At 33.8% G+C, this 14581-nt stretch carries 20 protein-coding genes and 1 other RNA gene; 3 read left to right on the plus strand and 18 right to left on the minus strand.

The genetic code is table 11. The annotated features are described in order from the left end of the window. The first annotated feature begins 28 nt into the window (after positions 1-28). The 3 genes from CaldiYA01_RS07470 to CaldiYA01_RS07480 all read left to right on the plus strand — a co-directional run bounded on the left by CaldiYA01_RS07470 (position 29) and on the right by CaldiYA01_RS07480 (position 2505). Entirely contained in the window at positions 29-400 is a 372-nt protein-coding gene (locus CaldiYA01_RS07470) for a hypothetical protein (RefSeq protein ID WP_207178371.1), read from the plus strand. Between the two features lie 66 nt (positions 401-466). After that, on the plus strand, positions 467-1018 hold the full coding sequence (gene spoVT, locus CaldiYA01_RS07475) for a stage V sporulation protein T (RefSeq protein WP_207178373.1): 552 nt from the start codon (positions 467-469) through the stop codon (positions 1016-1018). Between the two features lie 146 nt (positions 1019-1164). Further along, positions 1165-2505, plus strand: a complete 1341-nt coding sequence (locus tag CaldiYA01_RS07480) for an MFS transporter (protein WP_207178375.1) — start codon at positions 1165-1167, stop codon at positions 2503-2505. A gap of 60 nt (positions 2506-2565) precedes the next feature. Here CaldiYA01_RS07480 and rnpB read toward each other — a convergent pair. The 18 genes from rnpB to rny form a co-directional block, all read right to left on the minus strand. After that, positions 2566-2918: RNase P RNA component class A (gene rnpB, locus CaldiYA01_RS07485), an RNA gene on the minus strand. Positions 2919-2957: 39 nt separating this feature from the next. Then, complete coding sequence (locus tag CaldiYA01_RS07490) at positions 2958-3857, minus strand: polyprenyl synthetase family protein (RefSeq protein WP_207178377.1); 900 nt, start codon at positions 3855-3857, stop codon at positions 2958-2960. Continuing rightward, the gene (gene xseB / locus CaldiYA01_RS07495; RefSeq protein WP_207178379.1) at positions 3854-4114 is read right to left on the minus strand and encodes an exodeoxyribonuclease VII small subunit; all 261 of its coding nucleotides are present in this window, start codon (positions 4112-4114) and stop codon (positions 3854-3856) included. The genes CaldiYA01_RS07490 and xseB overlap by 4 nt, the downstream gene beginning before the upstream one ends. Then, positions 4107-5471 carry an exodeoxyribonuclease VII large subunit gene (xseA, locus tag CaldiYA01_RS07500; protein ID WP_207178381.1) on the minus strand — a complete coding sequence of 455 codons (1365 nt, stop codon included), beginning with the start codon at positions 5469-5471 and terminating at the stop codon, positions 4107-4109. The genes xseB and xseA overlap by 8 nt, the downstream gene beginning before the upstream one ends. Then, positions 5468-5905 (minus strand): transcription antitermination factor NusB, encoded by a 438-nt coding sequence (gene nusB, locus CaldiYA01_RS07505; protein ID WP_207178383.1) that lies wholly within the window; start codon positions 5903-5905, stop codon positions 5468-5470. The genes xseA and nusB overlap by 4 nt, the downstream gene beginning before the upstream one ends. A gap of 25 nt (positions 5906-5930) precedes the next feature. Beyond that, positions 5931-6140: a DUF2273 domain-containing protein gene (locus tag CaldiYA01_RS07510; protein WP_207178385.1), complete on the minus strand. Its 210-nt coding sequence runs from the start codon at positions 6138-6140 to the stop codon at positions 5931-5933. Positions 6141-6150: 10 nt separating this feature from the next. Further along, positions 6151-6690 carry an alkaline shock response membrane anchor protein AmaP gene (gene amaP, locus CaldiYA01_RS07515; protein WP_207178387.1) on the minus strand — a complete coding sequence of 180 codons (540 nt, stop codon included), beginning with the start codon at positions 6688-6690 and terminating at the stop codon, positions 6151-6153. Between the two features lie 52 nt (positions 6691-6742). After that, a complete protein-coding gene (locus CaldiYA01_RS07520; RefSeq protein WP_207178389.1) occupies positions 6743-7129 on the minus strand; it encodes an Asp23/Gls24 family envelope stress response protein in 387 nt (128 codons plus the stop codon). Between the two features lie 82 nt (positions 7130-7211). Further along, complete coding sequence (locus CaldiYA01_RS07525) at positions 7212-7748, minus strand: SpoIIIAH-like family protein (RefSeq protein WP_207178391.1); 537 nt, start codon at positions 7746-7748, stop codon at positions 7212-7214. Beyond that, entirely contained in the window at positions 7745-8299 is a 555-nt protein-coding gene (locus tag CaldiYA01_RS07530; protein ID WP_207178393.1) for a hypothetical protein, read from the minus strand. Before CaldiYA01_RS07530 ends, CaldiYA01_RS07525 begins: the two co-directional genes overlap by 4 nt. 5 nt (positions 8300-8304) lie before the next feature. After that, entirely contained in the window at positions 8305-8799 is a 495-nt protein-coding gene (locus CaldiYA01_RS07535; RefSeq protein WP_207178395.1) for a stage III sporulation protein AF, read from the minus strand. A gap of 4 nt (positions 8800-8803) precedes the next feature. After that, entirely contained in the window at positions 8804-9913 is a 1110-nt protein-coding gene (locus CaldiYA01_RS07540) for a stage III sporulation protein AE (protein ID WP_207178397.1), read from the minus strand. Positions 9914-9925: 12 nt separating this feature from the next. After that, the gene (gene spoIIIAD, locus CaldiYA01_RS07545) at positions 9926-10312 is read right to left on the minus strand and encodes a stage III sporulation protein AD (RefSeq protein WP_207178399.1); all 387 of its coding nucleotides are present in this window, start codon (positions 10310-10312) and stop codon (positions 9926-9928) included. Between the two features lie 21 nt (positions 10313-10333). After that, entirely contained in the window at positions 10334-10534 is a 201-nt protein-coding gene (gene spoIIIAC, locus CaldiYA01_RS07550) for a stage III sporulation protein AC (RefSeq protein WP_207178400.1), read from the minus strand. A gap of 22 nt (positions 10535-10556) precedes the next feature. Further along, on the minus strand, positions 10557-11039 hold the full coding sequence (locus CaldiYA01_RS07555; RefSeq protein WP_207182769.1) for a sporulation stage III protein AB: 483 nt from the start codon (positions 11037-11039) through the stop codon (positions 10557-10559). Next, on the minus strand, positions 11032-11973 hold the full coding sequence (locus tag CaldiYA01_RS07560) for an AAA family ATPase (RefSeq protein ID WP_207178401.1): 942 nt from the start codon (positions 11971-11973) through the stop codon (positions 11032-11034). The genes CaldiYA01_RS07555 and CaldiYA01_RS07560 overlap by 8 nt, the downstream gene beginning before the upstream one ends. 133 nt (positions 11974-12106) lie before the next feature. Beyond that, the gene (locus tag CaldiYA01_RS07565; protein WP_207178403.1) at positions 12107-12886 is read right to left on the minus strand and encodes a TIGR00282 family metallophosphoesterase; all 780 of its coding nucleotides are present in this window, start codon (positions 12884-12886) and stop codon (positions 12107-12109) included. A 92-nt stretch (positions 12887-12978) separates the two neighbouring features. After that, positions 12979-14544, minus strand: a complete 1566-nt coding sequence (gene rny / locus CaldiYA01_RS07570) for a ribonuclease Y (RefSeq protein WP_207182776.1) — start codon at positions 14542-14544, stop codon at positions 12979-12981. Between the last annotated feature and the right edge of the window lie 37 nt (positions 14545-14581).

Raw genomic sequence — 14581 nt, forward strand, 5'->3', positions numbered from 1 at the left:
TAGAATATTTTATTCAAAGGTGAAAACAATGATGAACGACCATAATATAAACAAACGCAGGTTTGAACACTTTAAAAACCTTGTTGAAAATTATACCAGAACCAAACGTCATCTTGAAGAGTATGGGGAGATTTTACCATATGAAAAGATCCAACAAGTTATTCAAAAGCAAAGGCGAAGAGAAGAGCAAATAGAAAATATACAAAAAGCCATATTAAACGAACATGATAGGGAAGATGAAGTTAGAAATTTAGTTAAAAACTATCTCTATACAGAAGGATATTTAAAGCATTATAAAGACAAGCTGCCAAAACAAATTGTGAATAATATGCTCAGAAAACAAACATTCAGAAAAATTCAACTGGAAAATTTAATAAAAAAAGTTGACGAAGAAAAGTAAAGAATAATGCTATAAAGAATTATCAAAACTAATTATAGAAAATATTTAAAAAAGGAGCTGAATAATATGAAAGCAACAGGAATAGTTAGAAGAATCGACGATTTAGGAAGAGTTGTAATACCAAAAGAAATAAGAAGAACTCTTAAAATCAGAGAAGGTGACCCGCTTGAAATATATACTGATAATGAAGGTGAGGTAATCTTAAAGAAATACTCCCCAATTGGTGAAATGGGCGCATTTGCTAAAGAATATGCTGAAACTCTTCATCAGGTAACTGGACATACTATAATCATAACTGACAGAGATAGAGTAATAGCTGTTGCAGGTGCTTCTAAAAAGGATTATATGGACAAACCTCTGAGTCAAGAATTAGAAAGAGTAATGGATGAAAATTCTATTATTGTTGTTAAATCTGAAAGTGATATGAGCAGTATACCAATTGTTGAAGGTGATACAACAAGATATACAGCTCAGATTGTGAGCCCTATACTTTCTGAAGGAAGTGTAATAGGTAGTGTAATTATGTGTTCAACACAATCCCATGTTATTATGGGTGACTCAGAGTACAAACTTGTTCAAGCTGCAACATCTTTTTTTGGGAAACAGCTTGAGCAGTAGTTGTTTTTGACAAAATTTTAAGGTTAAACTGTAGGTTTTTAAACCTACAGTTTTTTTTAATAAAATATTGGAGTATAATAAACTGTGTGAAAGAAAAAATGAATTTACAACAAAGTAAATAATGTAGCTTGTTTGGGGGTCATTAGATGTTCAAATTAAATGCAGACTTGACATCAGATAATTCTTTGCGCAAAAGTCTCAATTTTGTTATTCTTGGTATCACATTTGGAATTGTTTTTTTCAATGTAACGACAGGGTCACCAGTTGCAGGATTTGCAAAGGCTATAGGTTTCGGTGATTTAATGTATGGTATAATGCTCGCACTGCCAGTGCTTGGCGGTGTGGCACAAGTTTTTGCGTCTTATTTTCTTGAGAAATCAAAAAAAAGAAAATTTATATTTTTAATAAGCGGATTTATTCATAGACTGCCGTGGGCTTTAATTGCCATTTTACCACTGATTTTGGGAAAGGGCTCATACATCTTGTTGTTATTTTTAGTACTATTAATGACAATATCTTCAATATCTAATTCGTTTACAAATGTTTCTTTTTGGTCATGGATTAATGATTTAGTTCCAGTACACATAAGAGGTAGATTCTTTTCTAGAAGAGCAACAATTTCTACAATAGTTGGAATGCTCAGTGGACTTGCCATTGGCAAATTTCTGGACATTTATAATAACCTTTTAGGATTTTCTATAGTTTTTGTGTTCGCAGCTATAATGGGAATGCTTGATATTGCGTGTTTTTTCTTTGTGAAAGATATTCCTATGAAGGTCCAGGACCAACAAATCGATTTGAAGAATATGTTTGTTTCAACACTTAAAAATAATCATTTTAAAAAATTTATGGTCTTTTTTATTGTTTGGAATTTTGGACTTAGCATTGCAGGTCCGTACTTTAATATGTATATGATAAAAAACCTTAAAATGAGTTATTTTGATATAATTCTCCTAACGCAGATTGTGAGTAACATTATAACTATACTTACATTACCTTACATAGGAAGAGTGGTTGATAAAATAGGTAATCGACCCATGCTTCTTTTTGCAACAAGTATTTTGTCGTTTTTGCCTATTGTGTGGTGTTTTACTAATGAAAATAATTACAAGTATTTAGTGACTATAATAAGTATTTTTGCAGGACTGTTGTGGCCTATAATTGATATGAGTAACAATAATTTGATTCTTAAACTATCTGACCAGACTCAAACCTCCATGTATGTTGGTGTTATAAACATGTTCAATGCAATATTTGGGTCAGCAATTCCAATTGTGCTTGGAGGTTATCTGATAGAAAATGTAGCACCTTACATTGTTATCTTTTTCAAAAATTATATGCATTTAGATATAGCTACATACCATGTTGCATTTTTTGTATCAGGCTTTTTGAGATTTTTATCTGTAATTTATCTTAAAAAGAACGTGAAGGAACCTGGTGCAAAGAGTCTTAAAAATGTTATCAAAAGTAAAATAAAAAACACATAAAACGCAAAAATGCCCAAAGCTTCTTTTTGCTTTGGGCATTTTTCAAAATTATTTTTTTGATGTGCGACCAGGTCTGTAAGCCGAGTTCTGTCGAGAACGGCTATTTCTCTTTGGGTCTGACGTTGCCATCAGACCTCTTGCGACCAACCCGGGAACGCAGCGGGCCACTGCATTGTTCCCCTATTTGGTCTTGCTCCGGGTGGGGTTTGCACAGCCAGTCAGTCGCCTGACTGCTGGTGAGCTCTTACCTCACCTTTTCACCCTTACCATCCAGAAAAAATGGATGGCGGTACTTTTCTGTTGCACTTTCCTTGGAGTCGCCTCCACTGGGTATTACCCAGCACCCTGCCCTGTGGAGCTCGGACTTTCCTCACAAGGGAAATTATCCCCTGCGCAGCCGTTCGACCTGCTCGCATACCCTATTATAAATTTTATTTGAATTATGTCAACTATTATTTTTCTCTATTTATCAAATAATTGGTAAGTTCTATAAGAAGTTTTGAATTATCATACTTTTTTATTACATCTATAGCTTTATTAGAATAATGCTCAACAAGTTGCTGTGCTCTTTCTAAACCATAAAAGGTTACAAAAGTATTCTTCTTTTCCTTTATATCCTTCCCTATACTTTTGCCCACTTTTTTACTGTCACCTATAACATCTAAAATATCATCTCTTATTTGAAAAGCAAGACCAAGATTTTTCCCATATTCCTCCAAGTCAGATATAATATCGTCTTCTGCACCTGCTACAAGAGCTCCGCATACACATGATGCCTGAATCAATCTTGAGGTTTTCTTCAAGTGCATATCAAACAAAAGATCTTCGCTTTTAATATTATGTCCTGAGTTTGTTATATCAATAACCTGACCACCTATCATACCTTCCACACCAGATGCCCAGAAAAGATATTTAGCGGCTCTTACTAAATTTTTTTCGCAACCATAGCTCAGTATCCAATCTAAGCAAACTTCTGCTGCTAAATTTAAAAGCGCATCCCCTGCCAAAATGGCTATTGCTTCTCCAAACACTACGTGATTTGTCGGTTTTCCTCTGCGCAAAATATCATTGTCCATTGCTGGCAAGTCGTCGTGAATGAGAGAATAAGTATGAATAAGTTCTATTGCAGATGCTATATCCAAAATTTTTTCGTCTACCATTTGGTCTTTTGAAACCATCTGATATGAAAGCAAACATAGCAAAGGTCTGAGCCTTTTTCCTCCTGCAAAAACACTGTATCGCATAGCCTGATATATTATTTCTGGAGACCTTTCTTTTAAAATTTTTTTTAAATGTTCTTCTACTTTTTTCTGCGAAAGATTTATATATTCCTCTAACTCCATGTTTATCATTCTTTCTGTCCCAAGCCTCCATAAATGTCATTAGTAATATCATCTTGAATATATTCTCCATTTAGTTTTTCAATTAACACAACTCTCTTTTCCACGCTACGGAGTATGTCATTGCAAACCTTAGAAAGCCTAACTCCCTCTTCGTATAGCTTTATAGCTTCCTCAAGAGAAAGATTACCATCTTCCAAACTCTTAACAATTTCCTCTAATCTTTTCATCGCATCTTCAAATTTCATATCTTTCTGCAGTTCACACATCACTTTCAGCTCCTTCTTGCTTGAAAAACACCTTAGATTTTATTATACCATCTGAAAGCTGAGTAACTATCTCATCTCCATTACTTATCTGCGAAATGGTAGTTAAAATCTTAGAATTATGTAATGTGATTGAATACCCTCTCTTTAAAACATTCAGGGGATTTAGGGCAATTAACTTTTCCAGATTGACCTTATATGCAAACTCTTTTTGCTGAAAAATCTTTTTGAAAGCTTCCCCAAGCCTTCTACTACAGTTATCAAAATTTGTTCTCGCAACCGAGAGCCTTGATTCAGGGTTCAAATCAGCCAATCTTTTTTCAAAATTTTTCAAGTTTCTATGAGCTTCATGGAGCTTTTTACTAATTGCAAAAGATAGCTTGTGGCAATACAAATCAATATCCTGTGCACGTTTTGCAATGGTATTTGCTGGTGAATTTTGGTACAATTTATATTGAAGTATTCCAACTTTCTCTTTAATCATATTAAATATCTTTTCCATCGCACTTTTCATTCTCTTATGACATTCATTTAGCTTTTCCAGCGCCTGTTTCTGGAAACTCACCACCATTTCGCCGGCATTGGTGGGAGTTATAGCCCTCATGTCTGCAACAAAATCACTTAAAACATAGTCTCTCTCATGCCCCACCGCTGATATAACAGGAATTTTAGATTCAAATATCTTTCTTACTACTATTTCGCTGTTGAATGCCATTAAATCTTCAAATGCACCGCCACCACGTCCAACAATAATAACCTCAACAGGCTCTGCTGTGTTGAAATATTCTATTCCCTCGCAAATCTCATATGGAGCATTTTGTCCCTGAACTGAACAGCTGTAAATGTATACCTGAATGTTTTCAAATCGGGTATAAATTGTATTAAGAATGTCTCTAATTGCTGCACCATTTTTTGAAGTGACTATCCCTACCTTTTTAGGATAACGTGGAATTTCTTTTTTGTACTTTGAGTCAAATAGTCCTTCCTGTCTTAACTTTTCTTCAAGTTGTTTTAATTTTACAAACAGCTCTCCAAGGCCTATATCAGTAATTTCGCTTACTTTTAGCTCAATTATTCCTTCTTTTTCATAAAAAATGACATTGCCCTTTACAAGCACTTTGGAGCCATGCTTTATCTCAACACTTTTGTCAAACCAAAAAAATACACATTTTATCTTTGCATCATATTCTAAATCCTTCAGTTCAAAATAAAGATGGTCACCTGAAACTGAAGGTCTTATAACCTCACCTTTTAGGTATATGTTCTTCAATAGCACATCAATTTCAATTTTCTTTTTTAAATAGCTTGTAAGTTCATAAACGCTCCATTCTTTTTTAGAAACTATATTGTTTATCATCATGATTTCTGGCCTCTTTTCACCTCATTTGCAGCAATCCTTCCAAGTATACCGTTCACAAAGCTTGGTGCCTTCTCTATTCCAAATATACTTGACATATCAACAGCTTCGTCAATTGCAACAGAAACAGGCACTTCTTCTTCAAATAAAAGCTCATACACAGCAATTCTCATAAGTTCAAGCTCAACCATTGGAAGTCTGCTAAGTGGCCAATCTTTTGAATATTTTTCAATAAGGTTATCTATTATCTGCTGGTTTTGAATAACTCCTTTTAATAATCTTTCAAGATATTTCTCATCTATGTCTTTGAAATCTTCATCTTGATTTAATTCTCTAAATTTTTTGTAAAACTCTATTATGTCTTGCGTATCAACTTCAAATCTGTAAGCATACAAAATCTTCATACAGAGTTCTCTTGTCTTCCTTCTTCTGTGCATTTTTCTTTCTTTTCAACCCCTTTTTTTACCATGGTAAGTGTTTGTCTAAAAACTCAATTAATTTCTTCTTTTCGAAATATCGTCCGCCTATAAATATTCCAACCGCTATGCAAATGAATATAAATAGTGTTTTAAAAAAACCAAAAATAAGCACAAATATCGCAAATACAAGACCAATTAGCCCGCCTATTATTTCTCCCAAGTGTTTTATAAAAAATTCCTTTAATAAATCCATTTTAACATCCCTACCTCAAATGAGTAATAGGCACTTGCGGGGCAACCATATCCTTCACGTGAAAGTTAATAGCTTTAACAGGAATTCCTATCGCCACTTCCACATGAGTCTTTATAGCATTTTGAACCTCTTTTGTCAACTCAGGTACATTGACATCATTTGTAACAATAGCATCAATGTAATAAATAACCCCACTTTCGTCAAACTCTATCTCAATTGAAGTATCTTTTATTCCCTTTATATCCTTTACTGCATTGTACCCTGCAGACTCAAATGTTTTTGGTGATATTAAAAGATTACCAAACTCATTTGTGTGAACAATCCCAAGCCTTGCCTTTTTCTTTTTAACGCCAATGAACATTACTGAAATCCCCATAACTATCAAAAGTAGTGGTACGATAGCATATATAGGTGTATTCATGTAATTATTTACCGCAGCCTGTACAGTATCTATGTCAAATATGTTAAGCGAAAGCAAAATAGCAATGATAGAAAGGAAAATTACAATTAATGTGAATATAGTCAAAAGTATTCTCTCTCCAATTTTCATTTGCATCTTTCCTCCTCACAAAAATGAGAGTAAATCTCTGCTGCCCAGAGATTTACTCTGTCACCTCTTCTTTTTGGTCTTCTTTTTCAAACTTTATCCCCTGAACATGTATATTGACTTCAACAACTTTCAAACCTGTCATGCTTTCAACAGCATTCTTCACTCTCTCCTGAATCTCCCATGCCACCTCTGGAATTCTGACACCATACTCTACTGTTATGTAGATGTCAATTGCTGCTTCCTTTTCTCCAACCTGAACTTTTACACCTTTTGCCAAGTTCTTTTTACCCAGAGCTTCTGTAATATTGCCTGTCCACGACCCCACCATTGATGCGACACCTTTTACTTCTGAAGCTGCAACTGCTGCTATTATAGCAACAACTTCCTCAGCAATCTTTACAACCCCACCCATTGTTTCGCTAATACTGTTTTCTGACATATTAAAATACCTCCTCACTTTTATAACAATTTTCTTTCATGTTTATATTATACCCTATACATTTTGGTTTTAACAACATTAGTTAATTTAAGTTTTTACTTTGAGACACCCTTATCTTGTTAAAATCTACTTTGAATACGTTCATTATCACATTTTGTATTTGAATCAATTCTTGTTTCTTAAGTTTCTTTTGTACAACAACATATATTGTATCATCTGTATAAAACACTACACTCTCTCCCAAACCCTTGGAACTTAGAACATTTTCGCATATCATCTCCTTGTTGCTGATGTCAATAATCCTTGCTATCTTCTCATCAATTCTTTTCTGCACATTTGCATCAGTTTGGTCATTTAAAAGAGATTTTAAAAGGTTGATTTCTTTAGATCTTTCTATTTCTCTTTTTAGTTTCATTTCATCTATTATACTTTCTCCAGCATTGTTTTCACTTTTATGTACAGTCGAATTACTTACTTCAATTACAGAAGGGTTTATCTTCTTTTTATTCCCAAGCTCCACTCTTGAATTTACAATTCCTGCTACTATAAGCAAGACAACAAACGAAATTATCATAATCTGTCTCTTGTTATATACTTTTACAAATATCTTCTTGTTCACTTAACAAACACCTCCACTTTATCAGGAGTTATACCAAGCACAGTTGATGCAGCCTTAATAAGTCCTATATATATTTTCTTATCCCTTGCTCCTTTTGAAACTATAGCCACTCCTCTGACCTTTGGATATATCTTTTTCACCACAAAAGGTTTTGATTCACCTTGCTGTTGAAGTAGCACCACTTTGCTATCTATTTCTTCTTCAGAAAGTGTTGTATTTTGATTTTGTTTTTCACTTCGCCTGTTTTCTCTTGTTTCAGTAGCAAGCACATACTCATAGCAATTATCAAAAGTAATCATTACTGAAACATCTCCTGTTGGGTCTATTTCTCTTAATATACTCTCAAGTCTCTTCTCAATTAGCTGTTCGTACTGCTGCCCATCCTCTTGAATTTCTTGTTGTTTTATAGTAGCACTTGTCTGTTTTGACGATGTAGAAAAGTTTGCAGAAACTATAAGAAGAAATATTCCACATACACCCAAAAAAATAATTAAATCTTTGTTTTTTACGATATTTTCAAGTAAATTTTTTATTTTTTTAAAATCAGTCATTTTTTTCACCTCAACTTTTGGAAATAGATTTTATCCTTGCGTACGCGGTACTTATTTGAAATTATCTCAACCACCTTATTGTCATACTCACCTTCAATTATTACTTCATAAGCCTTACCAAAATCAGGCGAATCCATATTTTCATATATGTTTATTTCAACAATGTGTATCTCTTTCCCACATTTATCTTTTACATTATCTTCAATATCATCTTTCAACCTGCTTTTATACTCTTGTATAAGAGCTTGTCTATAAATCTCTGAAGAGTAAACTCCTTGCTGGTTAAATTCATTTTCTATCCTTTGTAGACTTTTCTCAAATTCAAATTTTAAATAATCTGTTTTTTCAATAATAGGTGCTACTAACACCATACTTACAGTCAGTCCCAGAAAAACATCTATGTATTTTTTGTATTTTTCATTTACCAAGTTTTCGATTAAAATTGCAATTATCACTATATAAAACAGAGAAAGACTAATTTCATTTAAAATCTCTTGCACATTCTCACCTTCCAACCTGAAGCAAAAAGAGTGATGAGGAAAACGTAACAACAAACATACACAAAGCTGCAAATGATATTGCAAAAATCAAAATGAGTATATCCGCATAGTCATCTAATAACTGAGCAAGCTTTGTATCCCCAACCAGCCCCACAAAAATAGCTGCTATTCTGAAAACAACAAATACTACCAAAATCTTTAAAAGTGAAATTCCTATTCCTATGAGTAATACTATCAAACCTATCATACCCAAAGAATTTTTTACTATGGCAAGGCTTGTGGCAATGGTATCTGCAGCATCAGATAATATCTTCCCTACAAACGGTACAAAATTACCAACACTGTATTTTATTGATTTTGTAATTAAACTGTCCACTGTAACGTTCGCAATACCTTCGACAGATACAATAGCAACAAACACAACAATCCCAATTAATATACTCCACATCAATATAGTTTTACATAAATTCAAAACTCTTCTTAATCCCAATCTTCCACTATCGATATTAGATAGAATACTGAGAAGTATGTAGGTGTACGCAAAGGGTGAAATAATGTTTTTCAAAAATTCAGACGAAAAAACAATAGCAAACATTATCTTCGGACTAATTGCAGTTGCATAAGTTGGATACCCCATAGAGGCTATTAGAGAAACAAAAAGAGGAAAAAATACCTCAGCAAAATTACATGCATTTTCAACTGTTTGCTGGGCATCTAAAAGAATACCTTTTAAATTTTGAAGTACAATCAAAATCTCAGTAAAGAAAAAAGCTAAAAATGTCACATTTGAAACAGACTGATTCTTAAGACCTGTTTGAACACTTGCAATAAGTATGTATAATAATGCTATTATAAATATCAAACTTATCTGACGAAAAGTAGAAGAAAACTGCTCTGTTATTTTCCTTTTTAAAATATTTACCACATCCAAATTTGCTCTCTTTTGTTCTATAATGTTTTCCAGATAACTACTTATATCTTTTTCAGCATAGTCATATAAAATTTGCTTCGCTTTTTTGATGTACTCTTGTGAAATTTGGGATGCTTGGCAACATCCAAATATTACCATGAAAAGTAAAAGTATACTCACTGAAACTAAAATCTTTTGTCTCATTATTCATTCCTCTTACCTTAAAAATTTGGTAATCAAATCGAACAAACTCAATATTAAAGGAATTGATAAAAATAAGATTATAATTTTTGCTGCGAATTCCACCTTTTCAGCAATTGCACTTTCACCGCTGTCTTTACACACACTTGATGTATACTCTGAAATTAGGGCAATACCAGTCATTTTTATTAACGTCTTTATATAGCCACTTGCAAAAGAGACTCTATTGCTCATTTCAACAATTTTCTCAACAACATACACAAGTTTATCAATCATCATTAAAAAAATTAGTATTCCAACAAAGACCGTTATAGCAAGTCCAATCTCTTTTTGAGTTCTTTTTAATATACTCACAACAAATATTGAGACCAGGCAAAGCGCAATTATATTTAATATTTCCATTTTCTGCAGTCCCTTGGCAACTTAGTAAAGATTAAAAACTGATTTAACAGTATCAAAAAACCTTCTTATGAGGTCAATTACGAGAAAAAGCACAATTATAACTCCTACAAGGGTTGTCATCATGGCAAGTTCTTCTTTCTCAGCTTTTATAAGCACCTGATTTACAAGGTATAGGATGATACCTATTATTGCTATCTTGAAAATTAAATCTATTCCATTCATCAATTCTTACACCTCAACCTATTTATAGAAGTAATATGCAGATAGATACTCCACAAAAAATCCCAAGCACTGCAAACATTTTACTATATTTTTTGTACTTAAGCTTGTAAATATCGTAGTATTCTCTCAATTCTCTGATTCCTTCATCCAAAACTTTTTCTATCTCGTTTATAGAGTAAAAAGCTATTACATTAAAAAGACTTATAAGAAGACCATGAAGATTCTCGCTAAGTTGGTAAATATTTTTTACATCACTTTGTTTTTTACCTATGGACAAAAAGTAGTATTCAATTACTTGATTAAATTTATTTTCTTCTTTGAGCTTAAAATTTTCTAAAATCTCGGCAAACGTCAAACGTGCTGCAATTACATTTGCTTTTGCATATGTAAAAAACACTATCATATGATTTACAATCTTTACCTGTTGCCCCAACTTTAATGTTTGATAGTATCCAATCATGCAAGATGAAAAAATAATTAAAATCGAACCAATTACCTTAATCACCATTTCTTTCTTCACCCAATGATATTATTTTTTCAATAGTTCCAGGACCGTTTCGAAAACTTAAAGTAATCACTTTTTCAAATACACCCTGATTAACTATTTTTCTTGAAAACTCTCTCATATAGAGGTCTTCTACCGATTCTGCGTGCATTGTAGCAATTAATTTTACACCCATCTTTGAAGCTTCACAAACTGCCAAATAATCTAAAGGCGACCCAAGCTCATCCATCGCAATTATTTGAGGATTTAAACTTCTCACAGCCATTAAAATTCCTCTCAGCTTATCCACCCCGTCCAACACAAAGGTTCTGATACCAATCTCCTTTCTGTCGTTATTCTCTGGACAAATCTCAGATCTTTCATCAATTACCACCACTCTAAATCCTTTTCCTGCTAAAATTCCCTCACCAGAGCTTAAGATTCTTATAATGTTTCTGAGAAGTGTAGTTTTCCCACAGCCAGGCGGGGAGATTATGAGAGTGTTATAGATACTATCAAGATTCTCTTTCACTATATTTTTTAAGATTTTTTCGGGTTCTATTCTAACTGCTTTAGACACTCTTATATTAAGCCCACTGATTGAACTGACAAAACCCTGTTTGTTTCCATTTTCAAAGGTAAATTTTCCAGCAACTCCAATTCTATGCCCACCGTCAACTGTAAAATATCCCTGGAGTATGTTTTTTTCGTATGTAAACAGAGAGTTGTTTGTCAGCCTGCTTATACATTTGTTTAAAATTTCTTTTGTAATTATCAAACTTTCAAAGACATACTCTCTTTTACCAATTACAATTAGTGGACAGTTTAAGTTTATTTTTATCTCACAAATTTCATGAAGATTTTCTTCAAAGGTTGTTTTGATTGTGTAAACAATCTCGGCAGGAAGTCTGTTAAGGAGTTTCTCAACTTCTGTATTTACACTTGCAACTGCCATTAAGACCTCACATTCCTTTCTCATTTGTTCTATATTAAATTATTATTATGTTACCCAGAAGATTATGAGAAAAAAATAAGAGCTGCAAATTCCAATTAATTGCAGCTCTTAAAAAGGATAACCAAATTCATATTTACTCTTCCAGCGTAAAGCTTATTCTCTCAATAGAAACTGCTTTTCCGCTACTGCTGTCCACTTCAAACACAATGCCATTAAACTGAGCTTTACCTTTGGCAACCTCAAATCTGACAGGAAGAAGAGTTGTGAATTTTTGAATTACAATATCCTTGTCAACACCTAAAACAGAGTCATAAGGTCCAGTCATACCAATATCTGTTATATAAGCAGTACCGTTTGGAAGTATTTTTTCATCTGCTGTCTGAACATGTGTGTGAGTCCCATAAAGACAAGAAACACGACCATCAACATAAAAGCCAAGGGCTATCTTTTCTGATGTGGCCTCTGCATGAAAATCAACAATGATTATTGGACATTCTATTTTTGTTAAAATCTCATCAATTTTTCTAAAAGGACAATCTAAATTTTCCATAAAAACTCTACCACACAGGTTAATAACTGCAAATTTAATACCATTTTTTTCAAACACATTATATCCTCTACCAGGGGTTGTTCCCTCCGGATAATTTGCAGGTCTTATTATTCTGGACTCGTTTTCTATAAAAGTAAAAATCTCTTTATTTGCCCACACATGGTTTCCCATTGTCATAACATCAATTCCTATAGAAAAAAGATCATCAGCCACCTTTTTAGTAAGTCCATTGCCACCTGCAGCATTCTCACAGTTAGCAATCACAACATCTATTTTGTAATTCTCCTTAAGTTTAGAGAGGGTGCTCTTTAGAATGTTTCTCCCCGGTCTTCCAACAACATCTCCTATAGCCAAAAATCTCATTCCATACCTCCAGATATTTTCCAGAATAAATTTATAAAAAGCGTGTCTTGTTCAAAGCTTTTAAAAGCTATGAACAAAACACGCTTTTTTTCTCATTTTGCATATTCAACTGCTCGAACTTCTCTGATTACGTTCACCTTTATCTGACCTGGATAATCAAGTTCACTTTCAATTCTCTTTACTATCTCCCTTGCCATTATAACAATATCATCGTCACTCACATGGTCAGGCTTTACCATTATTCTTATCTCTCTTCCTGCCTGGATTGCATAAGCTTTTTCAACACCATCAAAAGAATTCGCAATCTCTTCAAGTTTCTGAAGTCTTTTAATATAAGACTCAAGAGATTCTCTTCGAGCTCCTGGTCGTGCCGCTGAAACAGAGTCAGCAGCCTGAATTAACACATTGTAAATTGACTTTGTTTCCATCTCACCGTGATGTCCACCAATCGCTTCAAGGACATCCGGGTTTGTCTCTTTATACTTTTTAGCAAGTTCATAACCAATCAGGGCATGTGACCCTTCCATTTCATGGTCAACTGCTTTGCCAATGTCATGAAGCAGACCTGCGCGTTTTGCAATACTTTGGTCAAGACCAAGCTCTGCTGCCATGATACCTGCTATGTTTGCTACCTCAATAGAATGTGCAAGAACATTTTGACCATAACTTGTTCTGTACTTAAGTTTTCCTATGAGCTTAATGAGTTCTGGATGCAAATTGTGAATCCCAAGCTCAAATACAACTCTTTCTCCTTCTTCTCGAATCTTATTCTCAACCTCTCGTTTTGCTCTCTCATACATCTCTTCAATTCTCGCAGGATGTATTCGTCCATCCAAAATGAGCTTTTCTAAAGTGAGTTTTGCTATCTCACGCCTTATTGGATCAAACCCTGATAATATTACCGCCTCGGGTGTGTCGTCAATTATAAGGTCAATTCCTGTAACAGTCTCAAATGTCTTGATGTTTCTTCCTTCTCTACCTATGATTCTGCCTTTCATTTCGTCGTTTGGCAGTGTAACAACAGATACAGTATTTTCTGCAACATAGTCTGATGAATAACGCTGGATAGCAGTAGCAATAATTTCTCTGGCTTTTTTGTCAGCTTCTTCTTTTGCTTGCTGTTCAAGCTCTTTTATCATGAGCGCAACATCATGTTTGACATCCTGCTCAACACTCTTGAGTATTATTTGTTTAGCTTCTTCCTGAGTGAGCCCAGAAATCCTTTGTAGCTCTTCCTGCTCTTTTTGTTTTAAAAGTTCAATCTCCTCTTGGAGTTTTTGAATCTCTTTCAGCTTCTGATTGAGTTGTTCTTCTTTTTCTTCTACAGAAGCCATCTTTTTGTCAAGCATCTCTTCTTTTTGGATAAGTCTTCTTTCAAACCTCTGTAGTTCTGCTCTTCGTTCTCTTACCTCTCTGTCAAATTCGCTCCTTGCTCTGTGTATCTCTTCTTTTGCAAGGAGTGTTGCCTCTTTTTTATATGCTTCGGCCTGTTTTTTGGCCTCCTCAACAATTCTTTGGGCTTCTTGTTCAGCACTTTTTATGGTTTTTTCCGCAATCTTCTTTCTATATAAATAGCCCAAGAAAAAGGCAACCATTGATGCTACTAAAACAACTGATCCAATAATTACAAACTTCAATGTCTCACTAATCTTTTGCACCTCCTTTGTGTTGAATAACTCAACAACAATTTTAAAA

The sequence above is a fragment of the Caldicellulosiruptor diazotrophicus genome (assembly GCF_017347585.1).
Taxonomy (GTDB): domain Bacteria; phylum Bacillota; class Thermoanaerobacteria; order Caldicellulosiruptorales; family Caldicellulosiruptoraceae; genus Caldicellulosiruptor; species Caldicellulosiruptor diazotrophicus.